16 protein-coding genes and 1 riboswitch are annotated in these 19,664 nt (G+C 72.4%); of the genes, 5 read left to right on the top strand and 11 right to left on the bottom strand.

Translation table 11 applies throughout. From position 1 onward, the window contains the following. Positions 1–239: 239 nt before the first annotated feature. The 5 genes from ACZOOI_RS38915 to ACZOOI_RS38935 all read right to left on the bottom strand — a co-directional run bounded on the left by ACZOOI_RS38915 (position 240) and on the right by ACZOOI_RS38935 (position 4,768). Entirely contained in the window at positions 240–1,220 is a 981-nt protein-coding gene (locus ACZOOI_RS38915; protein WP_465281533.1) for a C40 family peptidase, read from the bottom strand. Between the two features lie 6 nt (positions 1,221–1,226). Then, positions 1,227–1,385: riboswitch (cyclic di-AMP (ydaO/yuaA leader) on the bottom strand. Between the two features lie 624 nt (positions 1,386–2,009). Continuing rightward, complete coding sequence (locus tag ACZOOI_RS38920) at positions 2,010–2,975, bottom strand: LLM class F420-dependent oxidoreductase (protein ID WP_465281534.1); 966 nt, start codon at positions 2,973–2,975, stop codon at positions 2,010–2,012. 81 nt (positions 2,976–3,056) lie between these two features. Beyond that, complete coding sequence (locus ACZOOI_RS38925; RefSeq protein WP_465281535.1) at positions 3,057–3,641, bottom strand: TMEM165/GDT1 family protein; 585 nt, start codon at positions 3,639–3,641, stop codon at positions 3,057–3,059. 261 nt (positions 3,642–3,902) lie between these two features. After that, the gene (locus ACZOOI_RS38930; RefSeq protein WP_465281536.1) at positions 3,903–4,451 is read right to left on the bottom strand and encodes a TetR/AcrR family transcriptional regulator; all 549 of its coding nucleotides are present in this window, start codon (positions 4,449–4,451) and stop codon (positions 3,903–3,905) included. After that, positions 4,448–4,768, bottom strand: coding sequence for a DMT family transporter (locus ACZOOI_RS38935; protein ID WP_360311037.1), 321 nt, complete (start codon positions 4,766–4,768; stop codon positions 4,448–4,450). The genes ACZOOI_RS38930 and ACZOOI_RS38935 overlap by 4 nt, the downstream gene beginning before the upstream one ends. A gap of 202 nt (positions 4,769–4,970) precedes the next feature. On the opposite strand from ACZOOI_RS38935, the gene ACZOOI_RS38940 reads away from it, so the two are divergent. Then, positions 4,971–5,600, top strand: coding sequence for a uridine kinase family protein (locus tag ACZOOI_RS38940; RefSeq protein ID WP_465281537.1), 630 nt, complete (start codon positions 4,971–4,973; stop codon positions 5,598–5,600). A gap of 42 nt (positions 5,601–5,642) precedes the next feature. Here the strand turns inward: ACZOOI_RS38940 and ACZOOI_RS38945 are convergent, their stop codons facing one another. From ACZOOI_RS38945 to ACZOOI_RS38960, 4 genes are all read right to left on the bottom strand, one after another. Beyond that, on the bottom strand, positions 5,643–6,194 hold the full coding sequence (locus ACZOOI_RS38945; RefSeq protein ID WP_396010610.1) for a DinB family protein: 552 nt from the start codon (positions 6,192–6,194) through the stop codon (positions 5,643–5,645). A 216-nt stretch (positions 6,195–6,410) separates the two neighbouring features. Further along, a complete protein-coding gene (locus ACZOOI_RS38950) occupies positions 6,411–8,537 on the bottom strand; it encodes a DUF6571 family protein (protein ID WP_465281538.1) in 2,127 nt (708 codons plus the stop codon). 3 nt (positions 8,538–8,540) lie between these two features. Continuing rightward, positions 8,541–8,936, bottom strand: a complete 396-nt coding sequence (locus ACZOOI_RS38955) for a WXG100 family type VII secretion target (protein ID WP_465281539.1) — start codon at positions 8,934–8,936, stop codon at positions 8,541–8,543. 246 nt (positions 8,937–9,182) lie between these two features. Next, positions 9,183–9,803, bottom strand: coding sequence for a histone deacetylase (locus ACZOOI_RS38960; protein WP_465281540.1), 621 nt, complete (start codon positions 9,801–9,803; stop codon positions 9,183–9,185). Positions 9,804–10,078: 275 nt separating this feature from the next. On the opposite strand from ACZOOI_RS38960, the gene ACZOOI_RS38965 reads away from it, so the two are divergent. Beyond that, positions 10,079–10,450, top strand: coding sequence for a hypothetical protein (locus ACZOOI_RS38965; protein WP_465281541.1), 372 nt, complete (start codon positions 10,079–10,081; stop codon positions 10,448–10,450). A gap of 145 nt (positions 10,451–10,595) precedes the next feature. On the opposite strand, the gene ACZOOI_RS38970 is transcribed toward ACZOOI_RS38965, so the two are convergent. Continuing rightward, positions 10,596–12,401 (bottom strand): glycosyl transferase, encoded by a 1,806-nt coding sequence (locus ACZOOI_RS38970; protein ID WP_465281542.1) that lies wholly within the window; start codon positions 12,399–12,401, stop codon positions 10,596–10,598. A 314-nt stretch (positions 12,402–12,715) separates the two neighbouring features. Between ACZOOI_RS38970 and ACZOOI_RS38975 the strand changes: the two genes are divergently transcribed. From ACZOOI_RS38975 to ACZOOI_RS38985, 3 genes are all read left to right on the top strand, one after another. Further along, on the top strand, positions 12,716–13,294 hold the full coding sequence (locus tag ACZOOI_RS38975) for a GNAT family N-acetyltransferase (RefSeq protein WP_465281543.1): 579 nt from the start codon (positions 12,716–12,718) through the stop codon (positions 13,292–13,294). Positions 13,295–13,373: 79 nt separating this feature from the next. Then, the gene (locus ACZOOI_RS38980; protein ID WP_465281544.1) at positions 13,374–16,337 is read left to right on the top strand and encodes a helix-turn-helix transcriptional regulator; all 2,964 of its coding nucleotides are present in this window, start codon (positions 13,374–13,376) and stop codon (positions 16,335–16,337) included. A 65-nt stretch (positions 16,338–16,402) separates the two neighbouring features. Beyond that, on the top strand, positions 16,403–18,100 hold the full coding sequence (locus tag ACZOOI_RS38985) for an ATP-binding cassette domain-containing protein (protein WP_465281545.1): 1,698 nt from the start codon (positions 16,403–16,405) through the stop codon (positions 18,098–18,100). Between the two features lie 37 nt (positions 18,101–18,137). Here ACZOOI_RS38985 and ACZOOI_RS38990 read toward each other — a convergent pair whose 3' ends face one another. Next, the gene (locus ACZOOI_RS38990) at positions 18,138–19,535 is read right to left on the bottom strand and encodes an aminotransferase class V-fold PLP-dependent enzyme (protein WP_465284137.1); all 1,398 of its coding nucleotides are present in this window, start codon (positions 19,533–19,535) and stop codon (positions 18,138–18,140) included. Positions 19,536–19,664: the final 129 nt, after the last annotated feature.

Here is a 19,664-nt window from a genome sequence, read left to right on the forward strand (position 1 = left end):
GCGGGCGGCTGTGCCGGGGGCTGGTGGGGGTGCTGCGCCGAGTGGTGGGTGTAGCTGGCGCGGGGTGTGGGGGCGAGGGCGGAGGGTTCGGGGATGTGCCTCGGGGAACGGGGGGCGGCGCCGTGCTCTCCGACCGTCGTCGGGGGGCACGGCGCCGGAAGGGCGTCCCACTGTGCGGTTGTGTTACTGCGGCCGAGGCCGCGGCCGAGGGTTGCCGGCTGCGGTTGTCGGCGGGGTGATCAGACCGGGCGGGTGGCGCCGGCGATCGGCATGGTGCTGATCGAGGCGATCTCGACCGGCTTGCGCGGGTTGGCGGCGTGCACCATCTTGCCGTCGCCGATGTAGATCCCGACGTGGCTGATGCCCGAGTAGAAGAACACCAGGTCGCCGGGCTGCAGGTTGGCGACCGACACGTGCGGGTCGGCGGCGAACTGGTCGTTGGTCACGCGCGGCAGCGAGATGCCCGCGGACTTGTACGCGGCCTGGACCAGACCCGAGCAGTCGTACGCGTTCGGGCCGGTGGCGCCGTACACGTACGGCTTGCCGATCTGCGCCTTGGCGAAGGCCACGGCCTGGGCGGCCTTGCTGCTCGACGCGGTGGACGAGCCGCCGGTCGGCGCCTGGTTGCCCTTCGAGCCGCCGGTGGCGGGCTTGGCGGGGGCCTTGGCGGCGGGCTTGACCGACACCTCGGCCGACGGCTTGCTCGCCGGCTTGGTGGTGGTCTTGCCGGGGGTGACGGTGGTCTTCGGCTGCACCTTGATGCTCGGCTGGGCCGGAGCGGCCTTGGACAGCACGGGCGCCGAGCCGGTCAGCCGGAGGGTCTGGCCGATCTGGATCAGGTCCGGGCCGGACAGGAGCACGTCGCGGTTGAGCTCGTACAGGCTCTGCCAGCCGCCGGTGACCTGGTTGGCCCGGGCGAGCCCGAACAGCGTGTCGCCGGCCTTGACCACGTAGCCGGCCTTGTCGGCGGGAACGGCAGTTTCCTGCGCGGCGGGCGCGGCCTGGACCGGAGCGCTCTCGACCGCGGCGGTCGGAGCCGCCGACAGCACGGCGGAGGTGCCGGAGGTGGGCTGGTCGGAGGTGGAGGGGGCTTGCGCCTGAGCCGTACCGGCAGTGGCGACCGGGATCACGACACCCATGCCGGCGATGCCCACCGCCGCGACGAAGCGGCGGACGTTGGCGGGGCGAGCGGCGCGGTGGCGAGCGTTTGCGGACAGCATGAAATGGGGTCCTCTCCTGTCGCCTACGAGGTGAGCTGTCGGATTCGGACTGGAGTAGCCCGGTCGCGCAACACGCGACTTCACCCCTAGCCGTCACCGGAACGATCCCGGCCACGGCGATCCACCTGGTTCCCCCGCTCCCGTCGGATTCTTCGATGTAGACCTCCCGCTGCCGGCGACGGGATTCGGCGTACCGGCGACAGGGTTCACCCGAAAGGTGAATCGGCGAGAAAGGTAGGCAATGGCGATGCCGGATCACAACCGAAACGCCGACTTTGCCTGCGGCGTAAAGGCGGAATAAAGGCGACATCTCACCCGGCCTCGGCGCGGCGCACCGCTGATGACGAGGGGATATCTCGGAGAGTGGCGTGATCGTCCGGTCACGGAAAATAGTCGAAATTCATGCCGGGACGCGAGAAATGAATTACCACGCGAAGTCGGCTAAGTAATTTATGTCCGTTTTATCCATGCGGCCTACATCACATTTCGGACGGTTCGAGCGGAGGGACATGCCGGACATGCCGGCGATCGAACGATCCACCCTGCGGCTCCGCGTGCCCCGCCCACCCCGCACGCACGTCCGTCGATCCGCCGATCCGAGCGATGGATGCGATGCCGACCCGTGCGGATGCCGATGCGCCCATGCCGATCGGGCCCGACGTATGTCCCCACCACGCCGGGCCGCAACCGCAACCGCAACGCCATCGCTACCGAGCCGGAGCCGAAACCACGGAGCGGGGGCGCCGACCCCGCGCCCCCGCTCCGCTCCGCCTCCGCAGCCCCAACCCGTCACAACTCCCGCAGCGCCGCCAAGAGCTTGTCCTGAGCCCAGTCCAGGAAGGCGTGCTGCGTGTCGCCGCCGATCTGGACGAGCGCGACCTCGGTGAACCCGGCCTCGACGTACGGGCGCACCGCGTCGACGAAGGCGCCCACGTCGTCGCCGCACGGAATCGACTCGGCCACGTCCTCCGGCCGGACGAACTGCGTGGCGCCCGCGAAGCCGGCGGTGCCCGGAAGCTCGGAGTTGACCTTCCAGCCGCCCCCGAACCAGCGGAACTGCTCGTGCGCCCGCGCGATCGCGGCGTCCCGGTCGGGGTCGTAACTGACCGGCAACTGGCCCACCCGGGGCTTGCCCGCGCCGCCGTGCCGATCGAATTCGGCCAACAGCTCACCCTTGGGCTCGGTCGCGATGACCAGGTCGGCCAGTTGCCCGGCCAGTGCGCAGCTCTGGGTGCCGGAGACCGCGATGCCGATCGGCGGCGGTCGATCCGGCAGGTCCCACAATTTGGCGGACTCGACGTCGAAGTGTGTGCCGTGATGATCGACATAGCCGCCCGCGAACAGGGCCCGGATGATCTGCACCGCCTCGCCGAGCATCTCCTGCCGTACGTCCGCCGCCGGCCACCCGCCGCCGATCACGTGCTCGTTCAGGTTCTCGCCGGAGCCGAGTCCCAGCCGGAAGCGCCCGTCCGACAACAACTGCACGGTGGCGGCCTTCTGTGCCACCACCGCCGGGTGGTAGCGCATCGTCGGACAGGTCACGTACGTCATCAACGGGATCCGCGACGTGGCCTGGGCCGCCGCGCCCAGCACGCTCCAGGCGTAGGGCGCGTGGCCCTGCGCATCCAGCCACGGGAAGTAGTGGTCCGAGGTCACCGAGAAGTCGAACCCGACCCGCTCCGCGTGCACCACGTGCTCGACGAGATCCTTGGGCCCGGCCTGTTCGGTCATCATCGTGTAGCCGATTTTCACCATGGGACGCGGGTGCCCGACCGGCACGGCGGAAAACCGCCCTTGCGGCTCCCGCCTCCGCCGGCCCGGACCGCCCAGGTCAGGTCAGCCCGTGAACACCTCCACCACCGACCAGATCGCCAGCCCGAGCATGCACACGCCGCCGATTCGCTGCACCGTCTGGAGCGGGACCCGCTTGGCGATGAACCGCCCCGCCAGCAGAGCCAGTGCGGAGACCGACATCAGCGCCGCGGCCGAGCCGATCGCGGTGGACCAGGTGCCGTTGGTGGCCGCCAGGTTGGCGGTGGTGATCTGGGTCAGGTCGCCCCATTCGCTGATGAACACGGCCGTGAACGCGGTCGAGAAGACCGGCCAAAAACCGGTCACGGTCTTGCCCGCGGTGTCCTCGTCGTCGTCGCCGGCCCCGCCGCGCAGCAGCATGAAGGCGCCGAAGCCGAACAGCGCGGCGGAGACGAGTTTGACGATCCAGCCGGGGAGCAGGCCCAGCAGTCCGCCCGCGCCGACGGCGATGGCGACGTGCACGACGAACGCGGTCGAGGTGCCGAACCAGACGAACAGCGGCCGCATGCGGGTGCCCATGGCCAGCGATGCGAACATCGTCTTGTCCGGGAGTTCGGCGAGGAAGATGAGCCCGAAGGCGGTCAGGATCGCCAGAGGGTCGAGGTGCATCCGGGTGGCTTTCTGCGAGAGCCGGGCCTCCGGGTCTTCACGAAGGCGCCGCTCGGCGACCGGAGGACCACTCGGCCCGGCACGACGGGTGCACCCGCGAGAAACGCGGATGCGTCGATACCTGGCCGAAGGTCTCGCCCGCCCGCATCGAGCACGGGCCCGGCCACCGGGAGTCCGAGGACTCCAGCATGTCGACGACCGGTTCGCGGGGCTACTCCCCTTCGCTGTCGCCGACCCTACCGCACCGCGCCCCCCGCCCGGCTACGGCGCGGTCGTCCCCAGGACCCGGTCCAGCGACCAGCGCAGTTGCTCCTCGTCCAGGGCCGTGCCCAGCGTGAGTACCTGCAACATCGTGCCGTCCAGGACCGCCAGCGCCGCTGCCGCCGCCCGCCGCCCGACCCGGCCGGCGAGGAAGTCGCCGACCCCCTCGACCCACGCCACCGCGAAACCGCGCAGTTGCGGGCTGCGGGCCGCCGCCAGATACAACTCGTACTCGACCAGCGCACGCGGGCGGTCCGCGAGGTATTCGGCGGTGAGCGCCGTGAGCACCCCCGGCAGGTCCTCGGCATCGCGGGTCCGCCGCACCCACTCCTCCAGCAGCGCCACCGTCTCCGCCGACGCGTGCGCGAGCGCCGCGCCGACCAGGTCGTCGAGCGTCGCGAAGTAGTACGTGGTCGCCCCCAGCGGGACGCCGGCCCGGGACGCGACCAGGCGATGCGTGGTGTTGCCCACGCCCACCTCGGCGATCACCTCGCACGCACCACGCAGGATCCGCAGCCGCCGTCCCTCGGGATCGCGGGTCCCGGTCAATGCGCACCGCCCAGGTTCAGCACCACCACGCCCGCGATCACCAGTGCCATTCCGAACGCCTTGAGCAGCGTCACCGGCTCGTTCAGGAACACCGCCCCGACCAGCGCGATCGCCACGGTCCCGAGCCCGGACCAGATCGCGTACGCCGTGCCCACCTGCAACTGTCGCAACGACAGCGTCAACAGGTAGAAGGCCCCCGCATATCCGGCCAGACACGTCACGGTCGGCCACAGCCGGGTGAACCCGTCGGTGCTCTTGAGCAGGCTGGTCGCGATCACCTCACACGAGATCGCCAGTCCCAGGAACAGCCAGGCCACGGGCCTCTCCCTCCGAGTGATGAAGACGTGGTGGTGCGGATGTACAACGACGCAGTGGTACAGATGTACAAGTACAAATGTACTGGTGCGGGATCCGGGGATGTCCAGGGTGTTGCGGTCGGCGGCCGGGACGACGACGTGCGCCCGGCGTCGCGGCCGGCCGCGACGCCGTCCGGGGCGGCTCGGTGGGTAGGCTGCGTCGGTGTCCATCGAACGGCCGGATCCGCCCTGGGACGCGACGGCCGCTCGACTCGCCGCGTGTGCCGTCGCGCTGCCGCCGTCGGTCGGCGGCACCCGGCTGGTGGCGGTGGACGGCATCGGCGGCTCGGGCAAGACCACGCTCGCCGATGCGCTCGCCGTACGGCTCGGGGGTGCGCCCGTGGTGCGTCTGGACGATTTCGCCCGGCCCGGCAACTTCTTCGGCTGGTTGCCGCGACTGGGCGCTCAACTGCTCGAACCGCTCGCCCGGGGGCAGGCGACCCGCTGCGAGACCTACGACTGGGCCGGCTATCGGGTCAGCGGCTGGAGCGAGGTGCCGGCCGCGCCGGTGTTGATCCTGGAGGGGGTCGGCGCGGCTCGGCGCGAACTCGGTGCGGTGACCGCGCTGCGGATCCGGGTGGACACGCCCGCCGACCTCGCCGCCGCCCGCACCCTGGACCGGGACGGCCTCCAGGTGGCCTGGTTCTGGCGGTTGTGGCGCGCCGCCGAGGCCGCGCACCTGGCCGAAGACCGCCCCTGGACCCGCCCGCACCTGCGCGTCGACGGGACCGACGGGCGATGCGGCGCCGGCGCGGGTCTGCGTGCGCTTGCGGGCAGCGGCGGTCGGCCGTAGGGCCGTTGTTCAGGCCCTGGGCCGCCTCTCGTCAGGAAGTGCTCACATGCCGGCGGCGCCGTCGAGGCGTTCGCGCAGGAGGTCGGCGTGGCCGTTGTGGCGGGCGTACTCGGCGATCAGGTGGACCAGGACCCAGCGCAGCGAGAACGGTTTGCCGGTGGACTTGCGGATCCCGGTGTCGTCCAGGGACGTCGCGGCGGCGACGATCTCCCGGGAGCGGTCGCACTCCGCATGCCAGCGGGCGAACGCCTCGACCGGGTCGCCGTCCAGCCGCTCGAAGTCCTGGTCGGGGTCGTCGTCGGTGTAGTAGAGCATCGGTACGTCGTCGCCGGCGAACTGGATGTGGAACCACCAGCGTTCGACGCCGGCCAAGTGCCGCGCCATGCCGTGCAACGACAGCCCGGACGGCGAGACGGCCCGCTCGGAGAGCTGCTCCGCCGACAGGCCCGCGCACTTGAGCTCGAAGGTCGCCCGGTGCCAGTCCAGGAAGCCGGTCAGGATCTCGCGCTCGTCACCCAGCTCGGAGGGGGAGGTTCGGGCGTCGTCGCTCCAACGCGGGGCGTAGTGCAGCGGCGCGGCGGTCGGCTCGGTCATGATCCACCTTCCGGTTCGGAAAGGCCCGAGTCTTCCAGACGCCCCGACCCGACCTCCCGCCGCCCGCGCGGCCCGGGACACGGTCTCGGCCCGGGACTCGGTCTCGGCCCGGGACACCGCCCCGACCAGGGGCATCGCCCCGGACCGCACCCGCCGCGCCCGTCCCGCGCGGGCTCACACCCGACGCGGGGCGGGCGGGTTCCACCCGAGTCCCGCCTACTTGCGCCCGAGGCGGCGCGGCGCGACGTCCATCGCATTGGACCGACGGTCCTCGGCGAGATCGGCGATCTCCTCGGGGCTCGCGTTGTTCGCCCGCGCGTACTCCTCGGCCATCGCCGTCGAACTCGACCAGCCGCTCCAGTAGTTCTCGGTACGACCGAGGCCCGAACCGTGTTCGAGTGCGGCGGTGTCCGCGGCCAACGCGTGCGCGACGTACCAGTCCATCATCCGGCCGGCGGGGACGCCGACGTGCGGGACGTAACTGAGGATCTGCGCACTCGTGAGGTTCTGGAACTTGCGATTCCAGGTCGCCTCGGTGACCCCCGCCTCGCGCGCCGCGACGATCGACTCGTCGCGCAGGCCGTCCATGGTCCCGAGCGCGTTGAACGCCTGCCGGGCGTCGACGTCCATGGCCGGCAACGCACCCGGCGCCTTGACCACCGGATGCCCGGCCAGCACCTCGGCGGCGTGATTGACGGTGGCGCCGTGCATCACCGCGAAAGCCTCGGGGTCGGTGCCGGCCGCGGTGATCACCCGCATCAGGTCCTGGTCGTGGAACATCGAACCGTTTCGACCGTCCTTGGCCACAAGTTGGTCGTACACGCCGTCGCCCATGTACGACGCGACCATGTTGCCCACGCTGTCGCGCATGATCGCCGGGAACTTGCCCTGTTTCCCGTCCTCGCCGCCGAGCACGGAGACGGTGTCGCGCATGATCTGCTTCATCGTCTCGTCGTGCACGGGGTGGGCCCCGCCGGGCAGGCCGTAGCCGCCGCTGGGCACCTGACCGGTCGCGGCGGCCTCCAACGCGCGCCCCAACCGGTCGTAGCCGGGCGGGTGGTAGCCCTCGGGAATCGGCCCGGCGCCGGCCCAGTCCATCAGCCAGTGCCGGTCCTTGAGCATGTAGGCGACATCGCCCGGGTGTTTGGCCGGATCGAAGAACTCCTTCGCGGCCTCCGGATTGTTGCCGAACGCGGCCATCAGCCCGGTCATCGGGTCGAGCCCCGCGCCGTGCCCGTCGGTGATGTCGAGCCGGAATCCGTTGTACATCGCGCCCGACGGGGTGTTCTCGAGCCACACCGCGGGATCGTCCCGTTCCATGGCGCGCATGTCCTGGCCGATCCGGCGCAGGAAATCGGTGTCCTGATGACCGGTGTCCAGCAGCGTGCCCAGGAGTTGGTAGCCGTAGGGCCGAAACGAATACAGCCCGATGTCGGTCTTCTCCCGGCCGGCCCGCTCGAGTTCGTCGATCCAATTCCGATCGACGTGCGGCCCGGGCCCCTTGCCGGTCCCGGCGGCCAACACCCGGCCCAGATCGGCCTGGATGGCCTTGAGATCCTCCTGCTGGTCCTCGGGCACGTCGCTGCCCGCGCCCAGCTTGGCGATCATGCCCGCCAGCCACAGGGTGCCGCGCGGACCCTGCTGATTCAGGAACGGCGTGCCGAACGCCGGATCGTCGGCATTGGCGGCGAGCAGATTGCGCAGTTCGCCGCGCTCGGCCGGACCGAGCATCATCAGTCGATTGGCCAGATCGGTCGCCCGGCGGGCGTCCTGGGCCGGACCGGCGCCGACCGCGTTCCCGTTGAACTTCTTCGGATCCGTGCCGCGAGTGTCCGCGTTCAAGGCGAACGCGGCACGCTGGTCGGCGGCGGTGGCCTCGGTCAGCGCCTTGCCGATCCGGTCCGCGATGCCCTGCGCCGCCTCCTTGAGCGGTCCGGTCACCGCCTCGTAGTCGTCCGGCGGCAGATTGCGGGCGTACGGCGGCGCCGTCCAGTGCACGCCGCCGCTGTCGTCCACGGTCAGCTTCTGGTCGACCGCGTCGGCGATCGCCTTGGTCAGGTGCTCCTTGGCGGTCGCGAGGTCGCTCGCGGCGTCGAGCAGCACGGTGCGCAGCGCCGCCGCCTCGGTGTGCGCGTCCTCGATCTGACCCGACATGGTGCGCAGTTCGCCGATTCCGTGGTTCGCCTCGGAGCCCTTCCAGGCACCGTTCGCGAGCGGGGAGACCACGTCCCGGTCCACGTCGCCGTGTTGGGTGTGCATGCGGTCGGGCAGCGTCGCCCACACCTCGGCGGCGGCGGTCAGCGTGCCCAGGTCGACATCGCGCAGGTGGATGAAGTCGACCACGGGTCAGCCTCCGAACGTCGTGCAGACGTTCTTCTCGGTGCTGCGCCAGTTGCTCGCCGTGCTGTTCAGATTGCCCGCCCGGCCGGCGAGCGTGTCGGCCACCGCGATGGTGCGGTCGTGCCAGGCCGTGTGCGCGCCGTCCAGCGCCTTGGCCAGATCGAAGCCGGCCAGCGCCTTGGACACCGGTTCGAGCGCGGTGACGCCCTTGAGGCCGGTACTGCGGAAGTCGCCCGCGATCTCCCGCAGTCGGCCGGCGGCGGAGTCGAGCGTGCCGGGCTCGACGTGCACGTCCGGTGCCTGCGGCGGGCAACCCGGGCGCGGATTGGGCGTGTTCGTCGCGGCGTATGTGCTCGACCGGGGCATCCCCGGGTTGATTATCGAGTCGAAGTCGGTCGTCATGGTGCAACCCCCGAGTCACCAGTGCGATACGTCGTACACCTGTGGTACTCGGCCATCCAAGACCACCGGGCCCGACTTGATCAACCAACCCGCGGACATCCGGACGGAAGATGCCGGATCGCCACGAGATCGCCACCGGCGTGTGGCCGGAGATGAGCGACCGGGGCCGGCCCGGCGACGAGTGATCCGCGCTGTACGAGCGGGTGTCGACTATCGCTGAGCCCTGCGGCCGACCGGCCGCCGGTGCTACGGCGGCGGCAGCGCGGCGATCGCCTCGGGGGTCCAGGTGCCGGCCGCGCCCGGGCAGCCGGCCAGGTAGCGGGCCGCGCGGAGCGCCGACCAGCCGTGTGCCTCGGCGAGGCCGGCCCGCAGGTGCCGCAGGTACGCGGCGGCCGGCGCGTTCCACGGCGCGTCGGCGCTGCGCCACGGGGCGGTCAGGGTGAGGATCGCGTGCCCGTCGGCGGTGCCCACCTGCACGACCGTCTCGTAGCGACCCGGGCCCAGCGTCGCCCGTCCGATGGTCGCCAGCGTGCTCAGGTCCGGGTCGGTTCCCGGCGGGCGGTACATCTCCTGCGCGGCCAGGTCGACGAACTGCGACCTGGTCAGCAGATAGGCCCGGGCGGGGGTGCGGCCCGGATCCAGCGGGTCGTACAGGGCGAGGCCGCCGGTCCAGTTCTTGGATTCGTAGGCGAAGTACATCCGTCCCGGCAGCACCACCGGGCGGGTGGCGCGTGGCGCGGAGGGGTCCCGGCAGCCGGGATACGTGCGCACCCCGCCGGGCGGTCGGCCGCCGCGCAGGTAACAGTCCAGGCGGGCGGCGTGCATGTTGGACCCGTACGCGGCATACCAGACCAGGTCGCAACCCACCCGACGCAGCCTAATGCCGCACCCGGCGGGTCGGCTCGCCCCGCGGGTGCCGTCGTGTCGTGCGCCGAACGGGCGGCCGGGCGGGTCCGGGCGGGGCCGAGGGCGTGAACGCGCGGATGGGCGGCGCGATTCGGGGCAACCATGAGGACGCGCCGAGTCCGGCCGGTCGCCGGGTTGACCAAAGGTCGGCCGGGACCGGAACCGAAGTCCCGTGCGCGCCGGGCCACGGCCGATCGCGCCGTCGCCGGCGTGCAGGCACCGCGAAGGAGCCCAGGATGCCCGATCCGCTGCCGCCGCCCGCCGTCGACCACGCCGTCGCGGACGTTCTCGATGCCCACGACGTCCCGCTGGAGGCGACCGTCCGGGTGGACCCCTACCCGGACATGGCGGTGGGTGACCTGCTGACCCTGTCCTGGCGCGGCCCGGACACCGCGGCCTTCACCGTCTGCGTGCCGATCACGGGACACGCGGTCGGCCGACCGGTCCTGTTCAAGGTGCCCGCCGCCGAGATCCTCCCGCACGCGGGCGGCGAGGTGACGTTGAGCTACCGCCTGGAGCGTCCCGGTGGCGAGGTCGCCGGCGAGTCGGCCGCACGGGTGCTCAGGATCGAGCTGGACGAGGTGGCGGCCACGACCGAGACCGGCTGACGACCCGGCACGGGTCGCTCACGAGTCCAATTGGTCTCACGAGCGACGGACCGACGGAGCAACCGAGAAGCCTGGTCGACGCAGAGCCGAGCAAACGCAGAGCCGAGCAACCGAGCGACGGCACGGCCGCCACCGAGCAACCGCCCTACCCCACCCCCGCACCGCCCGAGTGCCGCACGTCCCACACCTGTACGTCGTCCACCTGCCGACCCGGCCCCAGCAGGGCCGTCAGCGTCGCCGCGAGTTCGGCCCGGTGGCGGTGTTCGGGCAGGACCACCACGTCGGCATGCCAGCGGACAAGGTCCGCACGGGCCTCGCGGCGCTGGGTCTCGGTGATCTCCGGGACCACGCCGTCGGCGGCGACCCGGCTCAGCAGCGACGAAGTCGGGCTGTACTCCGCTCCGTAGACGCCCACCCGATCGGGACCCCACGGCCCGACGAAGTAGCCCTCCGCGAGCGGAAAGCCCAGATCGGCCGCGCTCTGCCAGTGCAGCGCGGTGGCGTCGCCGACATTGGGCAGCGGCACCACCACGACGGATCCGTCGTCCACGTACGGCCGCCACCCTCCGTCCGCGAAGAACGTGGGCACCGGCCGCCGGTCCCGGACGTCCAGCGGCGTGGGCGCGATCGGCAGCAGCGCCATGGTCAGCACCGCAGCCCAGATCAGCCGGAGCGGGAGTTCGCGGCCCTCGGGCGCGGCCCGGGCCGAGTCGAGGACCCGGTCGGTGGCCAGCGCCAGCAGCACCGCGACGGCCGGGACACTGACCAGCGTGAAGCGCGATTCCAGGATCGACTCGAACAGGGGCAGGTCGTTCAGCAACCGCCACGGACCCGGCAGGCCGGTGTCGTCGTGGTCGACCACGATGTCCAGACCCAGTGACAGCAGCGCCCCCACCGCCGCGGTGATCGCCGTGGCGCGGGCGACGGCCAGTCGGCGCAGCCAGACCACCAGGAAGACGGTGAGGATCACCAGCGGCCAGCCGAAGAACGCGTTCTCCTCGGTGCTGCCCTCGGACAGCGCCGCCGCGCCGGCCCGATCACCGCCGAGCGAATCGCTCGCGTACGCGGTGAACGCGGCCAGATCGTTGCCCGACTCGTGTTCGAGCGTGGAGTAGTGCTGCGGCCCGAAGAACTGCACCCACAGCGGGTACGCGACCAGCGCCAGCGACACCGCGGCGCCGATCAGCAGCCCGGTACCCAACGGCCGCGCCGCCGCCCGTGCCGCGTCCGGCGAGCCGATCGCGAACACGACCCCGAACACCACCAGGCCGACCGCGGCGAACAGCAGCGGCTCCTCGCCGATGAAGATCTGGAAGGCGATCAGCAGCCCGAGCACGACCCCGTTGCGGACCGGTCGCTCGCCCTGCCACAGCCGGATCAGCATCTCGATGATCGGCGGGATCACGAACAGCACCACGAAGTTCGGATGCGCGTTGGCGTGCGAGACGATCGGCGGCGCGAAGCCGCACAGCGCGCCGCCCAGGACCGCGGCCGGCGTGCCGCGGACCACCCGACGGGCCAGCAGCCGGTACCACGCGAAGGCGCTGCCGGCCAGGCCGCCGGTGAGCACCAGGGCCCACGTGGTGGTGGGGCCGAAGAGCAGGGTGACCGGGGTCAGCGGGATACCGAGGCCGAGCATGGCCGTGTTGGCCATCATGTTCACGCCCAGCGGATGGTTCTGCAGGTCCGACACGAGCGGGTCGCGGAAGTTGCGGACCGCGTCGGCGGTGGCGTCGAAGAACCACTCCCACATGTTCTGGTCCTGGCCGCCGTTGACCAGATAGGCACGGTCGAGGTCGGCCCACAGGCCCTTGTACAGCCACAACGCCAGGCCCAGGAACAGGGCGCCCACCCACCACTCCACCGCGCGCCCCTCGCGCAGCCCGCGGATGGAGAGCCCGCGCACGAGAAGACGGGGATCGGTGCGTTGCCGGGCCTCGGCGACGGGCATGGGTGTCGGGTCCTTCCGGGGGCTGCTGCCCGCCACGGGCGTGCGTGCGACCTCGACCGGTGCCCATACGGGCGAACGCACTGCGGCACCCGGTCGGCGAGGCGCATCGCGACCGAGGGGGCGATCCCCGCGGCGCGTACCGGGACCGAAGCACCCGGCGGGGCGCGCTACGGCGGTTGATCGCCGGTCATGCTACGAGGACCGGTCGGCCGGCTGCACGGCGGGGTTGCCCGGTGCGGGCCGCGTCGGGCACCGAGCCGGGGCGCGGCGAAAATTCGCCGGCCCGATCGGGCGCGGTCGGTGAGGATGGCCCGATGTCGATTTTCCTGGAGACCTCGCGGCTGGAACTGCGCCCATTCACCGCGGACGATCTGCCGCACCTGGTCGAGCTGTATCGCGATCCGGAGGTGATGCGCTACATCACCGGCGGCCTGCCCGCTGCGCCCGAGGTCGTGCGCGACCGGATCCTGCCGATGCTCATGCGTGGGTATCCGGCCTGGGGCAACCGCGGCTTCTGGGCCGCCCAGGAGCGGGCCGGCGGCCGATTCGTCGGCTGGTTCGAACTGCGGCCGGTCGCCGAGGACAGTGCGGACGTGGTCGAACTCGGCTACCGGCTGCGTCGCGCCGCCTGGGGCCTCGGTTACGCCACCGAGGGCTCGCGGGCGCTGCTGGACAAGGGCTTCGCCGAACTCGGCGTGCGGGAGGTGACCGCCAACACGATGACGGTGAACACTCGCTCGCGGCGGGTGCTGGAGAAGGCGGGTCTGACCCTGCTGCGCACCTACTTCGACGACTGGCCGGAGGCGATCGAGGGCTCCGAACTGGGCGAGGTCGAGTACGCCCTCACCCGAGCCGACTGGACCCCGTCCACGACCGGGCCCGCGGCCGAATGAGCCCGCGCACCCCGGCCCGCGGGCAGGCCCACCCACCCGCTCCGTCGGCCGCCTCGGGCCGCATGGGAGGCTGCGCCGCGTGACTGTTCTCGGCGGTGTGCCACTCTTGGTCGGACGCGAGCCCGAGATGGGGCGACTTGTCGAGGCGCTTGGCGAGGCCGATCGAGGCGAGCCCCGGATCGTGCTGACCACCGGGGAGGCCGGAGTCGGCAAGACCCGGTTGCTCGAGGAGTTCCTGACCCAGGCGGCCGGGCGCCCCGAGCAGACCTCGGTCGCGGTCGGCGCGTGTCTGGAACTGGGCGCCGAGGGGCTGCCCTTCGCGCCGTTCTCGGCGATCCTGCGCACCCTCGCGGACGCGCTCGGCGACGACTTCGAGGCCGCGGTCGGCGACCGGCGCCGCGAACTGGCCTGGATCTCGCCGACCCTGGCCGCCGAACCCGGGCACGGCCCGGCGCCCGAGCGGGCCCGGCTGTACGAGTCGGCGCTGCGCCTGCTGGAGCGGATCGGCGAGGACCGTACGCTGGTCGTCGCCTTCGAGGACCTGCACTGGGCCGACTCGGCCACCCGCGAACTGCTCGCGTTCCTGGTCCGCTCGCTGCGCCGGGGCCGGATCCTGCTGGTCGGCACGCTGCGTGCGGACGCGATGGACCGCAGTCACCCGATGCGCCGGCTGGTCGCCGAACTGGAGCGGATCCGCACGGTGACCCGGCTCGAACTCGGCCGCCTCACCATGCCCCAGGTCGAGGAACACCTGACCGCCCTGCTCGGCGGCACCCCTTCGCGCGCCCTCACCCAGCAGGTGTACGAGCGCTCCGAGGGCAACGCGTTCTTCGTCGAGGAACTCGCCGCCGGGGTCCGCGACGGCCGGCTCGCCGGTCTCTCCGACACGCTGCGCGACCTGCTGCTGATCCGGATCGAGCAACTGCCCGAGCAGGCCCGCCGGGTGGTGCGGTTGGCCGCCGTGGGCGGCATCGGGGTCGAGCATCGGCTGCTCGCCGAGGTGGCAGGCCTCGATCCGGACACCCTGGAGACGGCCCTGCGCGCGGCGGTCTCCGGGCACGTCCTGGTGGCCGAGGCGGACGGCGAGGGCTACTCGTTCCGGCACGCGCTGGTGCGCGAGGCCGCCCTGGGCGACCTGCTTCCGGGCGAACGCACCCGGATGTACGCGGCGTTCGCCCAGGCCCTGGACGCGCTGGTCGAGCGCGGCGAGCTGCCGGCGCGGCGCGACCACGTGGACCGCCGGGCCCGCTACTGGATCGCCGCCGGCCGCCCGGCCCTGGCGCTGCCCGCGAGCGTGACCGCCGCGGCCGCCGCCGCCGACCGCTACGCGTTCGGCGAGGCCTGGGCACTGTACGAGAGCGCGATCACCATGTGGGACCAGGTCCCCGATCCGGAGCAGCTGACCGGCACGACCCTGGCGCAGGTGCTGGACGGCGCCATCGTCGCGGCCCGCTACGACAACTCCGGTGATCGCGAACTGGCTTTGCTGCGCCAGGCGTTGGGCCTGGTCGAGGAGGATCGGGAGCCGGTCCGGGCGGCCGCGCTGTGGACCCAGCGGGCGAAGACGCTGAGCCGGTTGGGCCGCGGCCCCGGCATGGTCGAACTGGAGCACGCCCAGCGGCTGTTGCAGGACCGACCGGAATCGATCGAGTACGCGGGTGTGGTGATCCGGATCGCCCGCGCGCACTTCCTGGAGGGCGGCGCCGACGAGGCGATCCGGATCGCCCGGCAGGTTCTGGAGATCGCCCGGCGCCTCGGCGACCAGGACATGATCGCCAGTACCCTCCAGACGTTGTCCTGGTTCCTCACCGGGAGCGGTGAACTCGACGAGTCGCAGGCGCTGTCGCACGGCCTGGAGGCGGTCCACGTCGCCGAGGCGGCGCAGGGCGGCAAGCCGGACACGCTCGTGTACGTGCTCGGCAACTGGGCCTCGGTGCTGGAAGGGGTCGGCCGACACGAGGAGTCGGTCGAGGCGGCCCGCCGGGCGCTGGACCTGTCCCGGGACCGCGGCGTGATCCGCAACACGGGCGCGTTCGTCCTGGGCAACCTCGCGGAGAGCCTGTTCTCGCTCGGCCGCTGGGACGACGTGGCCAAGACGGTGGACGAGATCCGCGAGCACGACGCCGACGGATGCGCCACCGGACACGCCGAACGGGTGCTGGCCATGGCCCACCTGGTCCGCGGCAACGTGTCCGAGGCCGCCGGCCACCTCACGCACGCGCACGAGAGTGCCCGCGGGATGTACCAGGAGGCGCAACACCGGATCCCGCAGTCCGGCGCCGAGATCGCGCTGGCCCGGGCACTGGGCCGACGGGCCGAACTGGGCGAGATCCTGGAGGCGGAGCTGCGGGCCGGCTTCGGGGTCGGCAATCAGCGGTTCGCCTTCCCGCTGCTGATCGAGGCGGCGCGTGCGTACGCCGAGGACGAGCCGACCGCCTCCACTCGGGCCGAGCTCGCTCGGATCCGGGCGGCGGGCGCCGCGCTGGCCGTGCACTGCGAGCTGGACCGCACGCAGGCACTGACGCTGGTCGCGCACCTGGACCGGGCCGAGGGCAACGACACCGTCGCGCAGTGGCAGGAGGTGGTTGCGGCCTGGGAGGCGACCACCCAGCCGTATCCCACCGCCCAGGCCCACGCCGACCTGGGCGCCGCGCTGGTGGCCGCCGGCGATCGGGGCGCGGCCGGCGCCGCCCTGGCCCGGGCGCACGCCGCCGCCGAACAGCTGGGCACGACCCCGCTGCGCGAACAGGTCGAACTGCTGGCCCGCCGGGCCCGGATCGACCTGCCGGGCCGGCCCGGGACCGGTGCCGGACGCGCGGCGCATCAGGCCGGCGACCTGACGCCCCGCGAGCGGGAGGTGCTGCGGCTGCTGATCGAGGGACGCAGCAACCGGCAGATCGCCGAGACCCTGTTCATCAGCGTCAAGACGGCCAGCGTGCACGTGTCCAACATCCTGGCCAAGCTCGAAGTGGCCACCCGCGGCGAAGCCGCCGCCCTGGCCCACCGCATGCACCTGGTGGACGACGAACCCCCCGTCGGATAGGCCCGAGCGGGGTGCCCTCGCCGGTTCGGACGGGCTATACATGGTCCGTTCGGTAATTCGGGGGCATGCCGTCGGGGGTGGTCGTGGAGGAGCACGGAGTACGTGTCGCGGCGAGCGGGGTGAGCCGAACGGTCGGGGGACGCACCGTACTTCGGCACGTCTCGCTGGTCGCCGAGGCCGGTGAGGTCTCGGCCGTCGCGGGGAGCAGCGGATCCGGCAAGACCACGCTCCTGGACACCCTGGCGGGGATTCGACTGCCCGGCACGGGCGAGGTGCGGCACGACGGCGGCCCACCGGACGCACGCGGTCTGGGCTATGTCCCGCAGGACGACATCCTGCACCGGGCGCTGCCGCTGGCACACAGCCTGCGCTACGCCGCGGCGCTGCGCGAGCCGGCCGACGAGGGCGTGGACGCCGCGGTCGCACGCACCCTGGCCGCCCTGGGCCTGACCGCGTGCGCGGACCGGCGGGTGGGCGCGCTCAGCGGCGGCGAGCGCAAACGCGCGAGCATCGCGGTCGAGTTGCTGACCCGGCCCCGGGTGTTGTTCCTGGACGAGCCGACGTCCGGCCTGGATCCGGCCGCCGCAGCGGAACTGATGGTCGTACTCCGCGAGTTGGCCCGAGCCGGCACCACCGTCGTGCTGACCACCCACGCGCCGGCCGATCTGGTGCGCTGCGACCGGGTGGTGTTCCTGGCCCCGGATGGGCGGCTCGCGTACGTGGGCGATCCGCGGGCGATGCGCGCACACTTCGGCGTGGAGACCGAGGCCGACGTGTACGCCGCGGTGGCCGCGCGCGGTGCGAGCGCGGACGCGGAATGCGAACCGGAACTCGAACTGGAACCCGAAGTGGGGGCGCTGGAACCGGAGTTGGGCCCGGTCCCGGAGCCCGTCGGGGCGAGCGATCAGGCCACGGCCACGCCGCAGGCCGGGCGGGCGCTGCGGCAGTGGTCCATCCTGGTCCGCCGCGACCTGGAGTTGATCACCCGCGACCGGCCGGCCGCCGCGATGCTGGTCGGCTCGCCGCTGGTGATCGTGGCGATGTTCGCGATGCTCTTTCGGTCCGGTGCGTTCGACCCGGCCGACCCGAGTCCCTCCGGCTCGGCGATGATCCTGTTCTGGATCGCCTTCGGCGGCTTCTTCTTCGGGCTGACCTACGGCCTGTTGCAGATCTGCGCGGAGTTGCCGATCGTGCGCCGCGAACGGCTGACCGTGCTGCGGATCGGGCCCTACGTCGCGGCCAAGTTCACCGTGCTGCTGCCGATCCTGGCCTTCGCCGACGTGCTGCTGCTCGCGGTGCTGCGCGGGCTGGACCGGTTGCCCGCCGCGTCCTGGGGGGTGTACGCGTCCCTGCTGACGACGCTGCTGCTGGCGTCCGCCGCGGCGCTCGCGCTCGGGTTGCTCACCTCCGCGGCGGTCACCGAGGTGGGCCAGGCCACGCTGATGTTGCCGCTCCTGTGCTTTCCCCAGGTGCTCTTCTCCGGCGCGTTCGTGCCGGTGCCCCGGATGCCGGTGATCGGCCACACGCTCAGCTACGCGATGACCAACCGATGGGCGTTCGAGGCACTGGGCAGCGACCTGGACCTGCCGGGGCGCTGGGCGCACGGCCGCTCCGCGCTCGGTCCGCCGCTGCTCGCCTCCTACGGCGACAGCTTCGACCACCCGCCCGCGCTGGGCTGGGCCGTACTCGCGGGCTGCGCCGTGCTGTTCGTCGCCGCGACCTGCGCGGTGCTGGCCCGCCGATGTCCGCGTGCCGGGTCCTGAGCACATCCGCGAGCGCCCGCCCCGCGGATCGGGCGGGTCAACAGCGCAGCCGAGGGGCCAGTCCCCGGGCGTCGGCCGACCGGTCGCGGTAGGTGCGCGCGACGAAGTCGAGGAAGGCGTCCACGTCGGCGATCGTGGACGGCAGGCCGAGCGAGACCCGCACCGCGCCGCCGGAGGGCAGTCCGAGGCGGGTCAGGTAGTCGTCGAGCGTGCCGCCGGAGGCGGCCGTACGCAACACCGCGCCGCGCAGTGCGCGGCGCCCGATCGCGAACGCCGCCTCGCCCGCGCCCGGATTGCAGAAGCAACCGGTGCGCACGCAGATCCGGGCGGCGGCGGTGTCCCGGGCGACGATCCGCTCGTCGACCACCGTGCCGGCGGCGTCCAGGATGTTCAGCGCGACCGTGCCGCCCCGGGCGTGCACCGTGTCCGGCCCGTACACCCGGATCAGCGGCGCGCCGCCGTGGTGGCGCAACTCGGCCAACCCGGCGAGCAGATGGGCGGTGAGTTCGGCGACCCGCTCGTGGATGGCCCGCATGCCCAGCGAGTCCACCCAGGCCAGGCCGTGCGCGACATCGGGAATGGCGAGGAAGTTGAGCGTGCCGTCCTCGTAGGCGGATTCGTCGCCGGCCATGCGATGCCAGCCGCCCTGCGCGCTGACCGCCTCGATCGTGCCGCCCGCGAACCACGGCCGGCGCAGTCGCGCGAGCGCGTCCCGGCGGGCGAGCAGGCAGCCCACGCCGGTCGGATAGCCGAACACCTTGTACCAGCTCACCGCGACGAACTCCGGCTGGACCAACCGCAGATCGAGCACGTTGGTGGGTGTGTACGCAGCCGCGTCCAGGAGCACGTCGTAGCCGTGTGCCTGGGCGATGCCGATCCAGTCCAGGGGGTGCCGGACCCCGGTGAAGTTGCTTTGCGCCGGATAGGCGAACAACCCGCGGCGGCGGGCGAGCGCGGTGCGCAGCGCGTCGCCGTCCAGCCGCAGATCGGCGCCGGTCAGGCCGATGTAGTGGGTGCGGGCGCCGCGGGCACGGGCGTATTCGCGGATCCCGTTCACCGAATTGTGGTTGTCGATCGGCAACACCAGGCGGGTGCCGCGGCGGAACGGGTAGGCCTCGCCGACCAGTCGGCAGGCGCCGGTGGCGTTCGCGGTGAACACGGCCGCGTACAGGTCGGGATCGGCGTTGAAGTGGTCCAGGATCGCCCGGCGGGTGTTCTCCACCAACGTCGTGGAGGCGATCGAGGCCGGGTGTTCGGAGTGCGGATTGCCGTAGGTGGCCTCGGACAGCCGCTGTTCGTGCGCTTGCCGTTGGCGGCGTGCGGCCAGCCCCGCTCCGGTGTGGTCGAGGTAGACCAGGCCCTCGTCGTCCAGGTAGCCGTACTCCTTCCGACGGATCGCGTCGAAGTCCGGACCGAGCACGTCGGCGACCACCACCGGCACCACCTCCCGGGTCTGCCGAGTCTTGCGCCGCACCGGCGGCGGCGTCAACGCTGCGCAGGGCGCGGCGCGGGCGACCGGGTCCGGGGTCGGCGATGACCGTTCTCACCCCTGATGGTTGATCCG

Source organism: Embleya sp. L77 (genome assembly GCF_055557415.1).

Coding starts and splice junctions, on each gene's coding strand:
- ACZOOI_RS38955 (WP_465281539.1), bottom strand. CDS start 8,936: ATGACGACCGACTTCGACTCGATAATCAACCCGGGGATGCCCCGGTCG.
- ACZOOI_RS38915 (WP_465281533.1), bottom strand. CDS start 1,220: ATGCTGTCCGCAAACGCTCGCCACCGCGCCGCTCGCCCCGCCAACGTC.
- ACZOOI_RS38920 (WP_465281534.1), bottom strand. CDS start 2,975: ATGGTGAAAATCGGCTACACGATGATGACCGAACAGGCCGGGCCCAAG.
- ACZOOI_RS38985 (WP_465281545.1), top strand. CDS start 16,403: ATGCCGTCGGGGGTGGTCGTGGAGGAGCACGGAGTACGTGTCGCGGCG.
- ACZOOI_RS38945 (WP_396010610.1), bottom strand. CDS start 6,194: ATGACCGAGCCGACCGCCGCGCCGCTGCACTACGCCCCGCGTTGGAGC.
- ACZOOI_RS38965 (WP_465281541.1), top strand. CDS start 10,079: ATGCCCGATCCGCTGCCGCCGCCCGCCGTCGACCACGCCGTCGCGGAC.
- ACZOOI_RS38925 (WP_465281535.1), bottom strand. CDS start 3,641: ATGCACCTCGACCCTCTGGCGATCCTGACCGCCTTCGGGCTCATCTTC.
- ACZOOI_RS38970 (WP_465281542.1), bottom strand. CDS start 12,401: ATGCCCGTCGCCGAGGCCCGGCAACGCACCGATCCCCGTCTTCTCGTG.
- ACZOOI_RS38975 (WP_465281543.1), top strand. CDS start 12,716: ATGTCGATTTTCCTGGAGACCTCGCGGCTGGAACTGCGCCCATTCACC.